Here is a 17,006-nt window from a genome sequence, read left to right on the forward strand (position 1 = left end):
CATCTCGACGCCGACATGGTCCGCCGCGGCCTCGACGTCCTGCGGCCGGGGTTCGGATCGCTCGTGTTCATCGAGAATGTCGGCAACCTTGTTTGTCCGGCCCTGTTCGATCTCGGCGAACGCGCCAAGGTCGTCGTGTTGTCGGTGACCGAAGGCGACGACAAGCCGCTCAAATATCCGCATATGTTCCGCGCCGCCGAGCTGATGATCATCAGCAAGATCGACCTCGCCCCTTACGTCGATTTCGACATCGCCCGCTGCGAGGAAATGGCCCGCGAAGTCAATCCAGGCATCCGCGCAATCCACCTCTCCGCCCAATCCGGAGCAGGCCTCGACCAATGGCGCGAATGGATCATAGCCAAAAAGACCCAGCAAGGGGGGTAAGAGCATGTTCTTAAAAAAGTCGATCGACTTTTTCGATATTGGGACATCGGATATATCAGATGTCCCATAAGAGCATGCTCCAACCATCTGATCTTAAGCGATTCCTTCCCGATCAGATGGTTCCATCTGATCGGGAAGCGTTCTAGTTCGTGGCTTGACCGATCGCCGCGCGGAGGTCGGCGAGGGTTACGACGCGAGGGCCATGCAGCGCTGCGATCTGAGACACGTCCAGCTTGAGCTTCTGAATGTTCTCGTAAAGATTCACCGAATAGGGGTTCGGCGCCGCAGGCGGCGTCGCATTGGGGGCGGGCGGCGTATAGGCGTCGGCCTCGATCAGGATTTTCTCGGTTGGCAGGTAAACCAGAGCCAATTCGTCGCTGTGGCCATTGCCGGCGATCCGATGGATTTCGATCGTGCGCGAACCATCGGTCAGCACATGCTTGTCGGCGTAGGTCTCGAACTTCGCGGCCTTCTGCGACGTCGACAGCCGGTCCGGATGCAGCGCCCGCGGCGCGGCCCATGCCTTTTCGAAATAGGGCTTGTCGAGTTCGTGGGTCACGATGACGGCATCCGCGTCGACGAAGGTGCGCAGGCCGCCCGAATGGTCGAAATGGACGTGGCTGTTGACGAGATATTTGATCGGCTTGTTGGGAATTGTCTCTTTGACCTTGTCGATAAGAGCGAGTGAGCGCTCCTCGTTGAGAGGGGCTTCCACCAGCACGACGTGATCGCGCTGCTCAATGGCCACGCTGTGGTGCGTCCCGCCGGTGAGATAATAGACGCCGTCTGCCAGCTTGTTAACCGCGACCGTAGGCGGCGTCGGCTGGGAGCTCGCCACATTCTGCGGGATGGCGATGTCCACGGCAGGGTTCAGCTTGACTGCGGCGATAGTCAGATCGAGCACCGGATGGCCGCCCTGAATTCGCGCGATATGGGCGGGGAATTGGACGCCGCCGAAGTCCTTGTAGTCGGCGAAGCTTGTCTCCACCAACGTGTCGCCGAGGATCGGATTGTCGATCCAGGTGCGCACCCGTTCGATCTGGTTGCGCTCGTTGATTGTGCCGACATATCGGTATTTTCCTTCGGCCGTGAAGGATACCTCCACCTTTGCTCCACTGGGCTCCGCCTTGGCGTTGTTCGCCAGCGCGGCCTTCAGGAAGCCTTGCGGGGTCGACCAAATTTCCGCGATGCGCTCTTCCACGGCGGCGGGTTGGGCGGTGGCGACCGGAGCCGTTCCCGGTGGAGAGTTGGGCGGCGGCGCAAGGTTCCAGGCCTGGGCGCCGCTCACATAAAGGTCAGGCTTCTGCTCCACCGGCGCGGGCCGCTGGCGGCCAGGCTCGATGGCCTGTTTGCGCACGATCTGCACTCGCGCGCTGGGAACGCCATAATCGATGCTGGCGACGTAACTGCTAACATCGAACCGCGGCCAGGGAAGGTTCGGATTTGGCGCCTGGCCAAACTGGAACCAGAGTCCGGAACCAGAGAATTCGATGGATTTTACGCCGGCGACGCCAAGTGCGCTCGCCGCTTCCTGCAAGGAGGCTGCGTGCGCTGAGCACACGGCCATGGTCATGGCCAGCGTCAGGCCGCGAATTGGAATTATCGCTCTCTGCATGAGAACCCCTTCTTTATGGCTAAAAGTCTACTAAACTAGTAGAATAAAGCATAATGCAATTGCATCCGTCAAGACGACCGAGCCAAGAGCTGGGCTAAAACCTGACCTAATCCGGGTCTTTCTGCATCCGTTCAGATCGAGGGGCAGGCAATTGGCGCATGCGATACAGCCGGGATTTTCCAACCGGTAGGGCCGGTTGCTTAAGCGATCGCGTGACCGGAGTTTTGCGTCGAGCTCTCTAGCTGAGGGCGCGTCAATGTACGGCCGCCTCTCATCGACGCGCCGTTCGACCCGCTTTGCCGCCCGCGCCGTTGCGCCGAGCGTGACCTGATGAGCAAGCTAGAGCATGATGCCGAAAAGTGGAAACCGGTTTTCGGCCGACATCATGCTCTAACTCTTTGATGAGAGGCGGATTTAAGACTTTGGACGAGATCGCGTTGCGATTCCGTCCAAAGTCATCCGGCTCTAGAGCGCTTTCAGTTTCGGCGGAATCGGAAAGCAGCTCTAGGTCTTTGTTTTGTCGTATTTTCTTAACGCGAACCGGTATCCACTTCGCTCGAAAATGCTCTAGCTTTCGTCGGAGCGGCTATCGGTTGTGGATCAGCCACGCTCCCGGATATTCGCCATAGGCGCTGCGCCGAGGCGGCCTGAGCGGTGGCTTCGCTCCGAGGCGCTCAAAAGGGCTCCTTGAAAGGACGCAGATCAAGTTCATGCGTCCAGGCGCTCTTTGTCTGACGATGCAAGGCCCAGTAGACATCGGCGATCGCATCGGGTTCGAGGAGTCCGTCCTCGCCCTTCGAGTCAAAGAAATCGGGAAACCGGCTTCGGGCGAAATCTCCCCGGATTACGCCGTCGATCACGACATGGGCCACATGTATGCCCGACGGTCCGAATTCTCTCGCCAACCCCTGCGCGAGCGCGCGCAACGCTGCTTTGGCCGCGGCAAAGGCTGTAAAAGGGGGGCGGGCGCGGAGCGAGGCCGTGGCGCCGGTGAAGATCAAAGTGCCTTTCTGCTGCGGGAGCATGCGCCGGATCGATTCCCGGCCCGCCAAAAAGCCTCCGAATGCATTCTGCCGCCACAGGCTCTCAAACAAGTCCGCGTCGGTCTGTAGCAAGGGGGCCATGGCATTGTTGCCGACATTATAGACGACCAGCTCAAGATCGCCCCCAGCGGCGGCGCGGTCGAAGAGCGCGATGACGTCCGCCTCTCGCGTCGCGTCCGCGACCAGCGTTTCCGCCGCGCCTCCAGAGCGCCGAATGGCCGTTGCGACCGCCTCCAGCCGTTCCGGCGTTCGGCCGGACACGATCACGCGCATCCCTTCACGCGCGAATCGGCGAGCCAAGGCGGCGCCGAGGCCCGCCGTGGCTCCAACCCCTAGAACAACTGCCGAGCCAGAATTCAATTTTCATCCCTTTGTGGCCGCAACTTTGCAGTATTGCTGGCGGCCTCGCCAGTTTCAATAGCGAAACGGGCGCCCGCTTCGACAGCAAAGCGAACGCCCGCCCGCCACTCCGGCCAGCTGCTCAGCCGGCCGCGCTTCCGGCCCCCGCCCCGGGAAGTTCAGCGCACTTTAGGGCTTGCCGAAGAGAAGGATGAAATTGTTCGCCGGCAGGCCTAACTGCTGCTTCAAGACAATCCCGTGCGCATTCGCCGCCCTTTCCAAATCCCGCACGTCCTTGAGTCCCCATTCGGGAACCTTCGCAGCGAGGATCTCCTTGTCGAAATCCTCGTTGGATTGGGTGGTGTATTTGGCGTCCACCTTAAACGGACCGTAAATGGCGAGGAAGCCGTCGTCCTTGAGAACCCGCGCAGCCACTTGCGCTATTCCATCAATGATGGACACGGGCGCCACCTGGAACAGGTTGATGACGAAGATGACGTCATAAAGCCGATCCTTCGGGTCGGGCCATGTTTCCGGATTCGTCAAATCGATGCGCACCGGGTCCGCGACATTGGCGTCGCCGGCCTCGGCCCGCTTCGCCTTGATGCTCTCGAAAACATCAGCATCATAATCGGATGGCTGAAACCGCAATTGCGGGAAATGGGGCGCGAAATAATTGATATGCATGCCGCTGCCGCTGGCGAGCTCCAGGACGTCGCCGGTCTTTGGGAAAAGCTCCTTGAAAACCGAAAGGATCGGATCGCGGTTCCGGTTGCCGGCCCATGCGACATAGGGGCTGAGCGGATAGGGGTCGATCGCTGGCCTGTCGACGAGATCGATAACAGACATGGTTTCTCCTTGTTTCTTCATGAGCCAAAACCGACGCCGAATGCGACGTCGGTCGCCTCATGCGGGCGACTGCCGCCGACGCGCCGGCATTTCAGGACGTCAACTTTGCAAGAGCTCTCTCAAATGAGAGTCGATCTGCGCGTTGTACCCAGGGTCGACGCCGAACAGAGCCAGGTGCCCCCATTGTGACGACACGCGCTTCAATTTGCTGTTTGGCGTGAATGCTTGTTCGAAGGCGATATCCTTGAGGGGAAAAAAGCCATCCTCCTCGATTGCGATGACGAAGGTTTTCGCGGTGATGCGGGACAGCGCCTTCGTTAAGTCGCCCGAAGCGATCCGGCTGACATCATTCTCCTGCCATTTCGAAGCCTGCAGGATCAGGTTGTTGGGATCTTGCTGAATGAAATGATTTTCGACGAAGCCGATCACGAAGTCGTCGACGGACGAAAAGCCGAGCGCTCGCCATCCGGCGGCATTGAAGAGGTTGTGCGTGAAGCCGGAGGTTGCGAATAATTTTGCATGCCGTCGCAGGCCCCGATGCGCGGCGTGCGGGTCGGCGTACCAACCGCCATCCAAAGCCGGATCGCTGGCGATCGCCTCGATGAAGGTTTCGACCAGCAATCGATTATGCGGCGCGGTCTTGGCTGCGCCGGCGATAGGCGCCGCTCGCTTGACGACATCAGGAAAGCGGACGGCCCATTCATAGGTCTGCTGGGCGCCCATCGACCCGCCGAGAACCAACTCAAGTTTCTCGATGCCGAATTTCTCGGTGATCAGCCGATGCTGCGCCCGCACGTCGTCGGCGATGCGAACGCGGGGAAACCGCGGACCATTGAAAGGGACGGGTGCGTTGTGTGGCGAACTGGAAAGGCCATTGCCAATCTGGTTGACGAGAATGATGAAATATTTGTCCGGATCAAGCGCGCGACCCGGACCGACATAGGCGCGCTCCAGACTCTTGCTCGTTCCCGAATACCAGGTTGGAAATAAAATCGCATTGTCCTTGTTAGGGGCAAGCGCGCCAAAGGTGGCGTAGGCTAGTTTCAAGCCTCTGATGCGGCCGCCGTCCTCCAGGTCGAAATCGCCGAGATCGTAGGTTTCGAACGGCCCATGGCTTTCCTGCGAATAATAAAGATTAGCCACGATCTGCATCCTTATCGCGGGACGATTGGCCGCAGCTCCCCTGCATATGGGGAAAAACTCCTGCGGGCCTCGGCTCTGGACATATTTGATCAAAGTCTATAGATTTTAGCAATAAAGAAATTTTGATCGGATGCGCGGCGGCTTTTTGCTCCGCCGGGGACGGCGTTGGTTTAGGCCATTGGAGGGTCGGGATCGTCAGCTAGCCTTGGCCAAGGATCCGTTGCGATGTGCGTTTGCGCAAGGGTTGGGATACAGGCGTCGACATGGGATCGACGCGCAGCCGCGACCTCCCGTCGAACCTGTGCATAGGAACGCAAGCCGCCACAGGCGGCATTCTCATGAAAGGAAGAGCTGTAATGAGCGTGAGCAAAGTTTTTCTATATGCGGAGATCCAAGTTTCCGTGCCCTTCAACGCAGTGGATTGGCCCGCGATCAATATCGCCATGAGCAAAGAAAAGGGCTTGAAGAGCAAGACATGGCTGAGCGGCATAGGCGCCAATACGATCGGCGGATTCTACGAATTCGACTCCGTTGAAAATGCCAGGGCCTATGCCGAGGGCTATCTTGCTGGGGCCGCCAAGCAGTTGGGCGGCAGTCTTTCGGTGAAGCTCTTTGACGGAGATGTGGTTGAAGAGGCCAGCCGGGGCATAGCATCGCCCTACTATGCCCGCGTTGACGAGTCCGTCGCCGCGTGAATGGATCGCGCCGCTCGAAACCTATCCAATTAAGCTAGCTGGCGCGCAATGGTTTCGTTCGCGGCAAGCTCGCGCTTTGAGGCCACGATCTTGCGGCCCTGATAAATGCGACGGCGCAATTACCCTGACGCGGCCAATTGGTCGAAAGCGCAAGGCCGCGCGATGTCGCCCGCATGGCGCGCGCCCTAAACTTGGCCAAGGCGCGCGCCGCATTCATCGCATCAACGATTGGCGGCCCGCGCTGACTGCAGGGCGGCTTTTGCGCCGGCGAAATCCTTGACTTCGCCGCCATGGCTTTGCGCCCAGGCCTCGGCGTCGCTCTTCAGGAGGAAGGCGTTGAGTTCTTCTGGTCCATTGGCGACGAACCATGCTTGGTCGGCGAGAAGTTTAATTCCAGTGTTGCGGTCTTGTGCGTAGACGGCGCCAGTCGACTTGCCCGCTTTCTCAAAGCTCAGGAGAGCCTTCAGGGCTGCCTCCGGCGACGCGTAGTGACGGACCAATGGCTCCCCTTTCAGCCAGATCTGAGCGACGCGCTTCAAATCCGAAATTGGCGCGCCGGTCGTTGCGTCCTTCGCCTTGAGCGGAGACGGAGAATAATTGGCCAGTTGCGCGCTGTAGTCGAGGCCTGACTCGGCGAAGGCCTGACGGATATATTTATCGACGATGAAGGCATCGAGGTCGAGATCCGTATCCGCGCGCTTCAAGAGTTTCAGCGTTTCGACCGAAGTGGCGACGTCCTTGCGATATTCTGGCTTCCACGAAAAATCCCTGGTCTGCAAGCCGAGCGGACCATGGAACAGATAAATGACCGGCGCTTCGATGCCGGAAACTTTGGCGATGAGCTCGCTGTATTTCTCAGGTTCGGCAGCGACAAGCCGATTGGCCTCGATCGCCGCCTTCAAATAGGCGACCACGATTTCAGGGTATTTTTCGGCATAATCCGCATCGACCAGAAGGCCATGGAAGGTCGGCGTGTCGGCTTGCGAACCGTCGAAGATCTTGCGCGCGAACCCGCGGGCGGGGAAAAGTTCAGCGAAGGGAACAAAATCGGCGTGCGCATCGACCTTGTTGCTTTGCAGGGCGGAGCCCGCGACTTCCGGCGCCTGGCTGATTATTTGGACATCTTTTTCCGGATCCCACCCCTGCGCCTTGACCGCGCGCAAGAGCATTCCGTGGGCGGTCGAGGCGAAAGGCACGGAGATCGTCTTGCCCTTCAAGTCGGCGAGCGACTGCGCGCTCGACTCCGTCGGCACAACGATCCCGTTCCCGCTGCCTTTGACGCTGCCCGAAAGCACGCTGATGAACAGGCTGCGCTTGCCCGCTTTTTTGAAGGCGACGCCATTTAGCGAACCCGGGAAATCGGCCATGGCGCCAAAGTCCAGTTTGCCGGCCACCATCTCATTGGTGAGCGGGGCGCCGCTGGTGAAGTTTTTCCATTGAATGTCGTAGACAGCGTCCTTGTACTTGCCTTTCCGCGGCAGATATTTTTTCAAGAGATCGAGTTCGCGAATGAGGAGCCCGCCCGTCGCGCAATTGATGGTCGTGTCCTGCGTGCCGACCGCAACGCGGATCGTCTCGGCTTGCGCCGCGCCGATCATGCTCAAACCGACCGACAAGCTGAAGAGAAGATGAGGTAGGCGCATGACGATCCTCGTAAGCGGGAAATGACGAAAGACGGATCAAGACCGATCCGCGTGGGTGGCGGCGAACGCGGTGAGACTCCCGCACTCGTTTATGCATAGGACTCATGTGTGAAAGGCGCGACGCCAATCCATACGTGTAGTGTGAGCTTCGGATGGGTAGAGAGAAGCAATTAATTTCCTGCGTCCGCGAACCAGAAGATGCTCATCTTCACACGCGGCCTTTGACGGCATGCCAAGGCATCGCCCAAGCGCCGATCTTTCGGACTAAGGCGCTGCTCGCCATCCCGAGAGCGCCGATGATCAACATGCCGACGACGATATCGGCATAGTTCTGCAACGTGTAGGCCTCCCAGGTGTAATAGCCGATGCCGAATTGTCCGGAGATCATCTCGGCGGTGACGAGGCAGAACCACGCGGTGCCCATGCCGATGGCGAGTCCGGTGACGATCGAGGGCAATGCGCCTGGAACGATGACCTCCCGCAAAATCGCGCCGCGCCCGGCCCCAAGGCTGCGGGCCGACGCGATAAGCCTGTGGTCGATCCCCTCGACGCCATGAATCGTATTGAGAAGAATCGGAAACACAGCCCCGGTGAAAGTGATGAATATCATCGAAGCTTCCGCCGAGGGAAACATCAGGATCGCAAGGGGAATCCAGGCCACCGCCGGAATCGGGCGGATCAACTCCAATGGCGGCAGCAGGACGTCTTCGGCCCATTTCGTGCGCCCAATGGCAAGGCCAAGGAGAATTCCGAGCCCGCACGCGACGAGATAGCCGCCGAAGACCCGCATCAAGCTGCTGCCGAGGTGTGGCAGGAGCTTGGAGGAGTGGGCGAGCGCGAGAGCCGCTTCGAAGACTTCGCTGGGCGGCGGGGTATTGGCGAAGGTGACAAGCCCCAAGCTCAGCCGATAGGTCGAAGCCGCTTGCCATAAAAGAACCAGGCCGGCGACGGATGCGAGCCGAAGGAGCAGACGTCGCGGCGGCGGCAAACGCGTCCGCATCGACGCGCCGCCTTTTTTCCTTTGGGCCGGAGCATTGGTGGAAATATCGACCATGGCGCCTTCGATGAAACAGAGTGGACGATCCAGGCTCTTAGGCAAGACCAGGATGCAACCATGTTATCCCTGCGCGGCAAGTGGCTTCGTCAACTAATTGCCTCGACGTCGCGAGACTCCGAGGCCGTCGGCGTTGCATTTGCCTGCGTGCGTCTACAGCGACAAGGGTTGGGGTTCGCTCCCGCGCGGCGAGGCGTCTTCGACGGCGCAACCGGCGAAACGCCGCAGCCTTTGTTCGTCGAGAATGACGATCTGCGTTCGCCTGATGTCGATCATGCCTTGCGCGACCAAGCGCTCGAGCGTCATCGTCACCCATTGGCGGGTCGCGCCGACCATTTTTGCGAGATCTTCATGTGTCAGCGTGCGAGATATAACGACGCCTTCCTTGCAACGCCGTCCGTCCCGGTCCGCCATCAACACGAGCAGTTGCGCCAAACGCTCCGACGCCGATCGGGTGCCGAGCATGTGGATCATGGCCGAGTAGCACTTTCCCTTGTGCTCCAAAGCCTCGACCATCGCTATCGCGAGATTGGGCGTTTCGCTCATCAGACGACGCAATTCGCCGCCCCTGACGTGGAGAACCTGAGTCAGCCGCATCGCCCGGCCAGACCACATATGCTGGCCCCCGCCGAAAATCTCCGGGCCGCCGACGAAGTTTCCAGGCGTCCAATAGGCGAGCGTCAATTCGCGTCCCGATGGCCCAGTATAATAGGTGCGCACTTCGCCCGAAAGGATGACGAACATTCCTTCGTGCCGCTCGCCTTGTCTGAACACGTCTTGCCCAGCCTGGAATCGCCGCACGGAGGAGACGTCGCGCAGGCGCCGATTTTCCTCAGCGGTTAGGCTGAGGAGAAGGTTCGGCCCTCCCGCGTCGCGATGGTCGCTCTCGCACAAATAAAGCGAAGGGTTGCGCGCGCCCGCCGGCATCGGGAGGTTCATCGTGCTGCTCCTTGGCCGTCGAATGCGCGTTGGCTCTCCTGCCGGATGAACTTTAGACATTCACGCTTGGCGTCGGCAAAGGCGGGCAGCGCGAAAACATCCTGCGGCCGCGGTCGGGGCAGGTCTATGGCTAGGTCGAACAAAACGCGGCCAGGCGCGGCGCTCATGACCACGACGCGATCGGCGAGAAACAAGGCTTCGTCGACATCATGCGTGACGAAGAGGACGGTTGCGCCGACTTGCGCGCATAGCCGCAACAGATTTTCCTGCATCAGGCAGCGCGTCTGCGCGTCCAGCGCGCCAAATGGCTCATCCATCAAAAGGACGCTCGGCCGATTGACGAGGGCGCGCGCGATTCCCACGCGCTGCTGCATGCCGCCGGAAAGGGTCGCCGGATATTTGTCCGCGCAACCAGCGAGCCCAACCAATTCAATATATTCGCGCGCCTGCCGACGGGCTTCGACCCGCGAGGCGCCCTGCATCCGCGGCCCGAAGGCGACATTTTCCAGCACGGTCTTCCAGGGGAACAGCGAATATTGCTGAAAAACCATTCCCCGGTCCGCGCCGGGGCCGCGAACCGGGGCGTCATCCACCAGAATATGGCCAGCCGCGGGCGCAACGAAGCCCGCGACGGCGTTCAGGACGGTCGATTTGCCGCATCCGGATGCGCCGAGGAGGCAAATAAACTCTCCGGGCGCAATGTCGAGCCGGAATCCTTCAACGGCGATCTGGGCGCCAAACCGCACGCAGAGGTCATGAATGGCCACCCGACCGCGGCTCACTTCATCGGGGCGACGCCATGCGCGTGCTGTCATGACATCCTTCGCAAGAAAACGCTCATTTCGCTTGGAGAAGGCCCGCAGGCCCAGCGCGGAACGATAAAGAAATACCTCATTAGATTTATAGAGTAAAGCGATTGTGCGGGTGGCGAAGAGCAATTACTTGCCAGACAAAGCTCCGACTCGACGCGAAAATGCGGGATGGAGAGTCGAAAGATGCAGATGGCCGAGCCAGACAACCTGTTCGAAACAGATGTGCTTGTCATAGGTGGCGGCACCGCGGGCCCGCTGGCGGCTTACAAGGCAAAAACCGCCAATCCGGCGCTGAATGTCCTCCTGCTTGAAAAAGCCAACGTCAAACGCTCCGGCGCCATCGCCATCGGCATGGACGGCTTGAACAATGCCGTCGTTCCGGGCTTCGCGACGCCGGAGCAATATGTCCGTGAAATCACCATCGCTAATGACGGCATCGTCGATCAGAAGCCCATCCTCGCCTATGCCGAGCGCTCCTTCGACATGATCCGGGAACTGGACGATTGGGGCGTCAAGTTCCTCAAGGACGAAAACGGCGATTACGACGTCAAGAAGGTGCATCATCTGGGCGCCTATGTCCTTCCCATGCCGAACGGCGCCAATGTCAAAAAAATCCTCTACCGCCGGCTGCGGCAAGCCCAGACGCTTATCTCCAACCGCTTCATGGCGACGCGTCTTCTGAGAGGCGCGGACGGACGGATCGCTGGCGCGATCGCCGTCAACAGCCGCACGGCGGAGATCCTTGTCATCCGCGCCAAGGCGGTCATTCTCGCCATGGGGGCGGCGGGCCGATTGGGCTTGCCTGCATCGGGATATCTTTGGGGCGGCTACGAGAATCCGACGAATTGCGGCGATGGCTACGCCATGGCCTATCATGCCGGCGCCGAACTCTCGAACCTTGAATGCTATCAGATCAACCCGCTGATCAAGGACTATAACGGTCCGGCTTGCGCTTATGTCGGCGGCCCGTTCGGAGCCTATACGGCCAACAGCGAGGGCGCGCGCTTCATCGAATGCGATTATTGGTCCGGCCAGATGATGATGGAATTCTATCGGGAGCTCCACGGCGGCAAAGGGCCCGTCTTCCTCAAGTTCAATCATCTCGCCTCGGAAACCGTCGCCGAGATCGAGAACATCCTGCATCATGTCGAACGGCCGTCGCGTGGCCTCTTCCATGCCGGCCGCGGCGCTGACTACCGCCGAGACATGGTCGAAATGCATATTTCGGAGATCGGCTTTTGCGCCGGCCACAGCGCCTCCGGCGTCTTTGTCGACGAACATGCGCGCACCACCGTCGAGGGCCTTTACGCAGCTGGCGATATGGCGAGCGTCCCTCATAATTACATGCTCGGCGCCTTTGTGAACGGCGCGATCGCAGGGGAGGACGCAGCCAGATTCGCGGCCTCCGCGCCGCTCGCCGAATATGACGCCGGCCAGGTCGAGGCCGAGAGGCTGCGCGTGCGCGCTCCGCTGAGCAATGACGATGGGCTGCCGCCCAACCAGGTCGAATACAAGATCCGGCGGTTCGTGAACGACTACCTGCAGCCGCCGAAAGTGACGCGAAAATATGAAATCGCGCAACAGCGCTTTGCGGAAATTCGGGCCGATCTGCCAAGAATGATGGCGCGCGATCCGCACGAATTAATGCGCGCGCTCGAGGTTTATTCAATCCTCGACTGCGCCGACATGGCGGCCGCCGCATCGCTCTTTCGCACCGAAAGCCGCTGGGGCCTCTATCACTATCGGATGGATTATCCCGAGCCGAACGATGCCGACTGGTTTTGTCACCTGCAGCTCTTCAAGGACGAGAACAGCCGGATGGCCTGCCGCAAGCGCCCGATCGAACCTTACATCGTGCCGATCGATGCGACGGAGAAGGACGCCTATCATCGCCTCCGCATTCCCGCGCACGCCTGAGGTCAATCAATGCCGATAGCAAACAATCCATCTGAAATGCCGGTCAAAATCGACGCGGAAAAATGCATCGCGGACAAAGGCTGCACCGTCTGCATCGATGTCTGTCCGCTCGATGTCTTGCGGATAAATCCGGCGAATGGCAAGGCGCATATGCGTTATGACGAATGCTGGTATTGCCTGCCATGCGCCATCGATTGTCCGACCAAAGCGGTCACTGTCGCCATCCCCTATCTGTTGCGCTGATGATGAAACAGTCCGGTTTCTTCGATGAGCCGCAGGTCGACTTCGTCGATCTTGAGCGACGGCTGGCGAGCTTTGACGCCGCTGAGCGCAGCGTCGCGGCGAGGGAGGTCGCCGAGACCCCCGGACCCGAGGCCGAAAGGCTGCTCATCCACGCCATCGCCGATTCTGACGCCGCCGTTCGCAGGGAGGCGGCGCTCGGTCTGGAGCAGTTCGACGGATTGGCGCCGGCTGAAGCGCTCGCGCAGGCCCTGCTGGACGAGAACGCGGCGGTGGCCGAGGCCGCCGCCGCAAGTCTCGCGGAATTGAAATCTCCTGAAGCCGCGCCGCCACTCCTTGCTCTTATCAAGCATCCCCGGGCCGAAGTGCGTATTGCGGTCTGCCGCGGTCTGCGCAATCTGCGCTTAGAAGCGGCTTTCCAGCCAGGGCTCGAAGCGTTGGGCGATGCCGATGCGCGCGTTCGGCGCGAAGCAGTTGGCATTCTCGCTTATCTCAAGGCCACGAAAGCGCTCCCCGCTCTCGTGAAAGCTGCGTCCGATGAAAATGTCGAGGTGCGGCGGGCGGCGATCTCGGCGCTCGCCTTCGCGCCTGCCGAGGCGTCGCTCGGCTCGGTTCTCACCTGCCTTTCGGACCCCCATTGGTTGGTGCGCGAGGCGGCCGTCGTGCTCGCCGGGAGGGTCAAGGCGGAGGGCGCCATCGCCGGACTGATCAATAGCCTCTCCGACGAGTTCTGGCAGGTTCGAGGCAAGGCTGCTCTCGCGCTTGGCACACTCAAAGCTGTCGCGGCGATCCCGGCGCTCGGCAATCTCATTGGCTTTCCGATCAGCAATCTTCGCAAGGATGTCGCGGCGGCCCTCGGCGACATCGGTCATCCGGATGCCTTGCCTTTTCTTGAGACGGCAGCTGGGGACATCGATCCCGATGTTCGGAAAATCGCCCGCCGCTCCATTCAACTCGTTGAGTCCACTCGGAGCTGAAAGTTGACTTGCCCAACCCGAGACTCAAGATCGACATAGCGCGAAAAGCGATCCAGACCGCTCGTCACCGCCCCGCAGGATTTACTTCTGGCCAAAGGCCTTTTCAACAGCCCGCTAGAGCGCTCGCCGATCAGATTCAAAGGGTCTGAGCATGTTCTAAGACCAGCGCGCGGCGCCGTTATCCAGCGTGGCGGACGTGGATATGCGGATGCCGCTTCGCTTGATCCTTGCCGTGGGCGTGGGTTTCCTGCTTGACTTCGACCGGGACAGCGACGAGCCGGCCATGCCGGACGCCCCGCTCGGCGATGACATGTTCGGCGAAATGATGCACTTCCTGCGTCGCTCCGCGCAGCAGCGCAACCTCCATGCAGCTGGCGTGGTCGAGATGAACCTGCATGGCGGCGACCGACAGATCGTGATGGTGGTGATGCGCGTCGGCGAGACGCTTGGCGAGTTCGCGCACGGTGTGGTCATAGACATAGACCAGCGCGGCGACGCAATCGCCGCTGTCGCTTGTCTCAACCCGCGCCTGCTGCATGCCGGCGCGGGCGAGATCGCGAATGGCCTCCGACCGGTTCTGATAACCGCGTCCCTTCATGAAGCGGTCCAGTTCCGCGATGAGTTCATCGTCGAGAGTGATGGTGACCCGCTGCATCGGATGGTTTCCTTCAAAAGCGTCGCATGATCCCCAAGTCGAAGTCTGGCCGAAGGGAGCCTGCGGAGATCAATATTCAAGAGGAGCGCATCCCGAGAGGTTGCAGACAGTTTGCCGTAGGAAGCGCGCTTGGGCAATCGAGGCGCGGCTCAGGCGTCCTTCAAATAATCGAACACGACTTCGCCTAGCCCGAGCGTCAGATCGGTGACGAAATGGCTGGCGGAGACGACGCCGCGCACCGGCAGGCGGGCGACATCGCACATCGCATGCTCGAACAGCTGGATGGCGGCGGGCCCCGACCACGCGCCTTTCAGCGTGACGTCCTCGCAATAATAGCGCACCAGCTCGCAGATTCGCGGGGTGCAATCCACATGCGGGATGATCTTGATCATGAAATTGGGCCGGGCCAAGCTTTGCAACAAGGGCGCTGGATCGAGCTCGCGATGCTTATAGCCCATCGTGGCGGAGACGCAGAGCACGGAGCCGTAGTGTAACGTGCAGACCAGCGTCTCGCTCTCATGGGTGATCTTGGGCGTTGCGAGTTTCTTCGGAAAGCCCCAGATCTCGCGTCCGCCGGCGATCGGCGAGTTGTCATCGAGATACATGGCGTGCACATAGCCGCCTTCTTGCGCGACGCCATCCTTGCCCGTAAACCGCACCGGGATGACCTGGCCGGTTTCGGTGTAATCTCCGAAGCCGGTCGAGTCCGGCATGCGGATAAACTCATAATTGACGGTGTCGCCGATGACCTCGAGCGGCTCGGGCACGACCGCGCGCAAGGCCTCGGGGTCGGTGCGATAGCTGATCACCACGAATTCGCGATTGTAGAATTTGTAGGGACCCCGCGGATAGGCCGGGTCGTTCAGCGGCATGGCGAAGGCTTTCTTGCGGACCTCGGCGAGCTTCATCGGTCGGTCTCCTGATTGGCAACAAAAATCTTGCTCAGATTGCTGCATTCCGAACTTTTTCGGAACATGCCCTAGAGCGGGGTGCGAAAAGGTGGAAATCCGGCTTTTTCGCCTCAAATCCCGCTCTCTTCTCAACAATAGATCACGTTTCACGCTTTTGGATGTTTCCATCTAAAAGCATCGTGATCTAGTCCCGCCGCAAGTTGGCGCGGTCAAAGGTGAAGACCCCGTCCGGGCCCTCCGGCCGCTTCAGCACCTCCGGATAACGCAAGGTGTGGACCGCGTCATTATATCCCGCCTTCCAATGCTCCAGCATCGTCCGGCGCGAGAACTCAAAATCCTTGGAGCTGCCTTCGTAATTCTGGGCGTGATAGATGAGCTGGACGAGATTGTAGACCTTCTCATCGGCCTCCGCGGCAAGCAACTCCACCTCCGGAGTCTGAAGCAGCTCCTCGGGAAGTTGCTTCATCAAATGCGCGAAGGCCCGCCGAAGCGTCTGCATCTTGCGGAATTGATCGGTCCCGGCGCGGGTGCGGCTGGAGTAGCGGATTTCTTTTTGCCGCAGCTCCGTCTCGATCAGATTGCGCGGCAATTCGCCCCGCGCGTTCCAAAGATCGACCTGAAAGGCGAGCGTATCCTGCCGCGGGCGGCTGTCCAGCACCCATTGCAGCGGGGTATTTGAGACGAGTCCGCCGTCCCAATATTGCTCGCCGTCGATTTCGGTGGCCGGGAATCCAGGCGGCAAGGCGCCGCTCGCCATCACATGGTCCGGGCCGATCTGATCGACATCATTGTCGAAGTAGACGAAATTGCCGCTGCGAACATTGACCGCGCCGACGCTAAAGCGCATCGCGCCGGAATTGATCAGGTCGAAATCCACCAAACGCTCCAAAAGCGCCTTCAACGGAGAGACATCGTAATAGCTGAGGGCTTCCGGACTGCCTGGCGGATAGAGGTATGGCGGCGGGATGCGCGGCTTGAAAAATTGAGGCGCGCCGAAAAGGAGAATGCCGAGAGCGCGGGTCTGATTGACAAGGCGGTGGGTGAAGTCGTCCTTAATTTCGGCCGACGCGAGAGCGGAGAGGCCAAAGGGAGGCTGGCAGACGGTCTCCCAGAACTCCCGCAGCCGGGCGACGCGATGCTCCGGCGGATTGCCCGCGATCAGCGCCGAATTGACCGCGCCAATCGAGATGCCCGCGACCCAATCGGGATGGAGATTGGCTTCTGCCAAGGCTTCGTATACGCCGGCCTGATAGGAACCAAGCGCGCCGCCGCCTTGCAGAAGAAGCGCGATGCGCTCGAAAGGCGGGCGCTCGCGCGGCGCGGGGGTATTCTCCCGCAAATGAGGCTGACCGGACATGGCGGGATCCCTATGGGTGGGCTGAAGGCGCGGCGCGGTTTGGCGCTCGTTTTGAGCGCAATCATTTACTTTTATCACTTTTAGCATTGGCGGCTGTTGCGTGGCAGGACAATTTTTGTTTTCCATCGGCGCGGCTGAGAGCGGAGGCCCGAATCGTTCTGGAGCTTCAAGTCTGAGAACCCTGGCCTATGCAGTTTTCGTGTACGGGAGTAAGATGACAATCTCTTCCCTTCGCCGGCGCCGCCATATCCGCCGCGTGGTTGAGCCAAAGGCGAGCCCATCGATGCAGCGCGTCGACGCGCTCGGATCAGCGGGTTGACCGGCGGCGGCGCGGCCCGGTTTGCACGGACGCCTTGTGTCGGCGGGGACCGCATAAAAATCATTTTTGGACCCAAGCGGCATGGGATCGCCGCGCGCACTGCAGGCACTTGGA

General features: G+C 60.3%; 16 protein-coding genes. 5 read left to right on the forward strand and 11 right to left on the reverse strand.

Annotated elements, in window-relative coordinates; translation table 11 throughout:
• Positions 1-384: hydrogenase nickel incorporation protein HypB (hypB, locus tag DL86_RS09385; protein ID WP_036260670.1), on the forward strand; the 384-nt coding region annotated here is incomplete at its 5' end.
• 142 nt (positions 385-526) lie between these two features.
• Here the strand turns inward: hypB and DL86_RS09390 are convergent.
• The 4 genes from DL86_RS09390 to DL86_RS09405 all read right to left on the reverse strand — a co-directional run bounded on the left by DL86_RS09390 (position 527) and on the right by DL86_RS09405 (position 5,373).
• Complete coding sequence (locus DL86_RS09390) at positions 527-1,999, reverse strand: MBL fold metallo-hydrolase (protein ID WP_036260672.1); 1,473 nt, start codon at positions 1,997-1,999, stop codon at positions 527-529.
• A 674-nt stretch (positions 2,000-2,673) separates the two neighbouring features.
• Positions 2,674-3,402, reverse strand: a complete 729-nt coding sequence (locus DL86_RS09395; RefSeq protein WP_036260673.1) for an SDR family NAD(P)-dependent oxidoreductase — start codon at positions 3,400-3,402, stop codon at positions 2,674-2,676.
• Positions 3,403-3,570: 168 nt separating this feature from the next.
• Positions 3,571-4,230: a DUF938 domain-containing protein gene (locus DL86_RS09400; RefSeq protein WP_036260842.1), complete on the reverse strand. Its 660-nt coding sequence runs from the start codon at positions 4,228-4,230 to the stop codon at positions 3,571-3,573.
• A gap of 99 nt (positions 4,231-4,329) precedes the next feature.
• Positions 4,330-5,373, reverse strand: a complete 1,044-nt coding sequence (locus DL86_RS09405) for an alpha/beta fold hydrolase (RefSeq protein WP_280948991.1) — start codon at positions 5,371-5,373, stop codon at positions 4,330-4,332.
• 356 nt (positions 5,374-5,729) lie between these two features.
• Between DL86_RS09405 and DL86_RS09410 the strand changes: the two genes are divergently transcribed.
• Positions 5,730-6,068: a YdhR family protein gene (locus DL86_RS09410; RefSeq protein WP_156964561.1), complete on the forward strand. Its 339-nt coding sequence runs from the start codon at positions 5,730-5,732 to the stop codon at positions 6,066-6,068.
• Positions 6,069-6,289: 221 nt separating this feature from the next.
• Here DL86_RS09410 and DL86_RS09415 read toward each other — a convergent pair whose 3' ends face one another.
• From DL86_RS09415 to DL86_RS09430, 4 genes are all read right to left on the reverse strand, one after another.
• Positions 6,290-7,711, reverse strand: a complete 1,422-nt coding sequence (locus DL86_RS09415; RefSeq protein WP_036260676.1) for an ABC transporter substrate-binding protein — start codon at positions 7,709-7,711, stop codon at positions 6,290-6,292.
• 208 nt (positions 7,712-7,919) lie between these two features.
• The gene (locus DL86_RS09420; RefSeq protein WP_156964562.1) at positions 7,920-8,765 is read right to left on the reverse strand and encodes an ABC transporter permease; all 846 of its coding nucleotides are present in this window, start codon (positions 8,763-8,765) and stop codon (positions 7,920-7,922) included.
• Positions 8,766-8,918: 153 nt separating this feature from the next.
• Positions 8,919-9,704, reverse strand: a complete 786-nt coding sequence (locus DL86_RS09425) for a Crp/Fnr family transcriptional regulator (protein ID WP_156964563.1) — start codon at positions 9,702-9,704, stop codon at positions 8,919-8,921.
• Positions 9,701-10,519, reverse strand: a complete 819-nt coding sequence (locus DL86_RS09430) for an ABC transporter ATP-binding protein (RefSeq protein WP_084572824.1) — start codon at positions 10,517-10,519, stop codon at positions 9,701-9,703. Before DL86_RS09430 ends, DL86_RS09425 begins: the two co-directional genes overlap by 4 nt.
• A gap of 180 nt (positions 10,520-10,699) precedes the next feature.
• On the opposite strand from DL86_RS09430, the gene DL86_RS09435 reads away from it, so the two are divergent.
• The 3 genes from DL86_RS09435 to DL86_RS09445 are packed head-to-tail and all read left to right on the forward strand — an operon-like array spanning position 10,700 to position 13,650.
• On the forward strand, positions 10,700-12,433 hold the full coding sequence (locus DL86_RS09435) for a fumarate reductase/succinate dehydrogenase flavoprotein subunit (protein WP_084572825.1): 1,734 nt from the start codon (positions 10,700-10,702) through the stop codon (positions 12,431-12,433).
• 9 nt (positions 12,434-12,442) lie between these two features.
• The gene (locus DL86_RS09440) at positions 12,443-12,676 is read left to right on the forward strand and encodes a 4Fe-4S dicluster domain-containing protein (protein ID WP_036260679.1); all 234 of its coding nucleotides are present in this window, start codon (positions 12,443-12,445) and stop codon (positions 12,674-12,676) included.
• Positions 12,676-13,650, forward strand: a complete 975-nt coding sequence (locus DL86_RS09445) for a HEAT repeat domain-containing protein (RefSeq protein WP_036260681.1) — start codon at positions 12,676-12,678, stop codon at positions 13,648-13,650. The genes DL86_RS09440 and DL86_RS09445 overlap by 1 nt, the downstream gene beginning before the upstream one ends.
• A 178-nt stretch (positions 13,651-13,828) precedes the next feature.
• Here DL86_RS09445 and nikR read toward each other — a convergent pair whose 3' ends face one another.
• The 3 genes from nikR to DL86_RS09460 all read right to left on the reverse strand — a co-directional run bounded on the left by nikR (position 13,829) and on the right by DL86_RS09460 (position 16,573).
• Positions 13,829-14,305 (reverse strand): nickel-responsive transcriptional regulator NikR, encoded by a 477-nt coding sequence (gene nikR, locus DL86_RS09450; RefSeq protein ID WP_051953099.1) that lies wholly within the window; start codon positions 14,303-14,305, stop codon positions 13,829-13,831.
• A 149-nt stretch (positions 14,306-14,454) separates the two neighbouring features.
• A complete protein-coding gene (locus tag DL86_RS09455; RefSeq protein ID WP_036260682.1) occupies positions 14,455-15,213 on the reverse strand; it encodes an acetoacetate decarboxylase in 759 nt (252 codons plus the stop codon).
• Between the two features lie 187 nt (positions 15,214-15,400).
• Positions 15,401-16,573: a patatin-like phospholipase family protein gene (locus DL86_RS09460; RefSeq protein ID WP_036260852.1), complete on the reverse strand. Its 1,173-nt coding sequence runs from the start codon at positions 16,571-16,573 to the stop codon at positions 15,401-15,403.
• Positions 16,574-17,006 lie beyond the last annotated feature (433 nt).

The organism is Methylocapsa aurea, from assembly GCF_000746085.1.
GTDB lineage: Bacteria > Pseudomonadota > Alphaproteobacteria > Rhizobiales > Beijerinckiaceae > Methylocapsa > Methylocapsa aurea.

Coding starts and splice junctions, on each gene's coding strand:
- DL86_RS09425 (WP_156964563.1), bottom strand. CDS start 9,704: ATGAACCTCCCGATGCCGGCGGGCGCGCGCAACCCTTCGCTTTATTTG.
- DL86_RS09435 (WP_084572825.1), top strand. CDS start 10,700: ATGCAGATGGCCGAGCCAGACAACCTGTTCGAAACAGATGTGCTTGTC.
- DL86_RS09420 (WP_156964562.1), bottom strand. CDS start 8,765: ATGGTCGATATTTCCACCAATGCTCCGGCCCAAAGGAAAAAAGGCGGC.
- DL86_RS09445 (WP_036260681.1), top strand. CDS start 12,676: ATGATGAAACAGTCCGGTTTCTTCGATGAGCCGCAGGTCGACTTCGTC.
- DL86_RS09440 (WP_036260679.1), top strand. CDS start 12,443: ATGCCGATAGCAAACAATCCATCTGAAATGCCGGTCAAAATCGACGCG.
- DL86_RS09415 (WP_036260676.1), bottom strand. CDS start 7,711: ATGCGCCTACCTCATCTTCTCTTCAGCTTGTCGGTCGGTTTGAGCATG.
- DL86_RS09455 (WP_036260682.1), bottom strand. CDS start 15,213: ATGAAGCTCGCCGAGGTCCGCAAGAAAGCCTTCGCCATGCCGCTGAAC.
- DL86_RS09390 (WP_036260672.1), bottom strand. CDS start 1,999: ATGCAGAGAGCGATAATTCCAATTCGCGGCCTGACGCTGGCCATGACC.
- DL86_RS09430 (WP_084572824.1), bottom strand. CDS start 10,519: ATGACAGCACGCGCATGGCGTCGCCCCGATGAAGTGAGCCGCGGTCGG.
- DL86_RS09400 (WP_036260842.1), bottom strand. CDS start 4,230: ATGTCTGTTATCGATCTCGTCGACAGGCCAGCGATCGACCCCTATCCG.
- DL86_RS09410 (WP_156964561.1), top strand. CDS start 5,730: ATGAGCGTGAGCAAAGTTTTTCTATATGCGGAGATCCAAGTTTCCGTG.
- DL86_RS09460 (WP_036260852.1), bottom strand. CDS start 16,573: ATGTCCGGTCAGCCTCATTTGCGGGAGAATACCCCCGCGCCGCGCGAG.
- nikR (WP_051953099.1), bottom strand. CDS start 14,305: ATGCAGCGGGTCACCATCACTCTCGACGATGAACTCATCGCGGAACTG.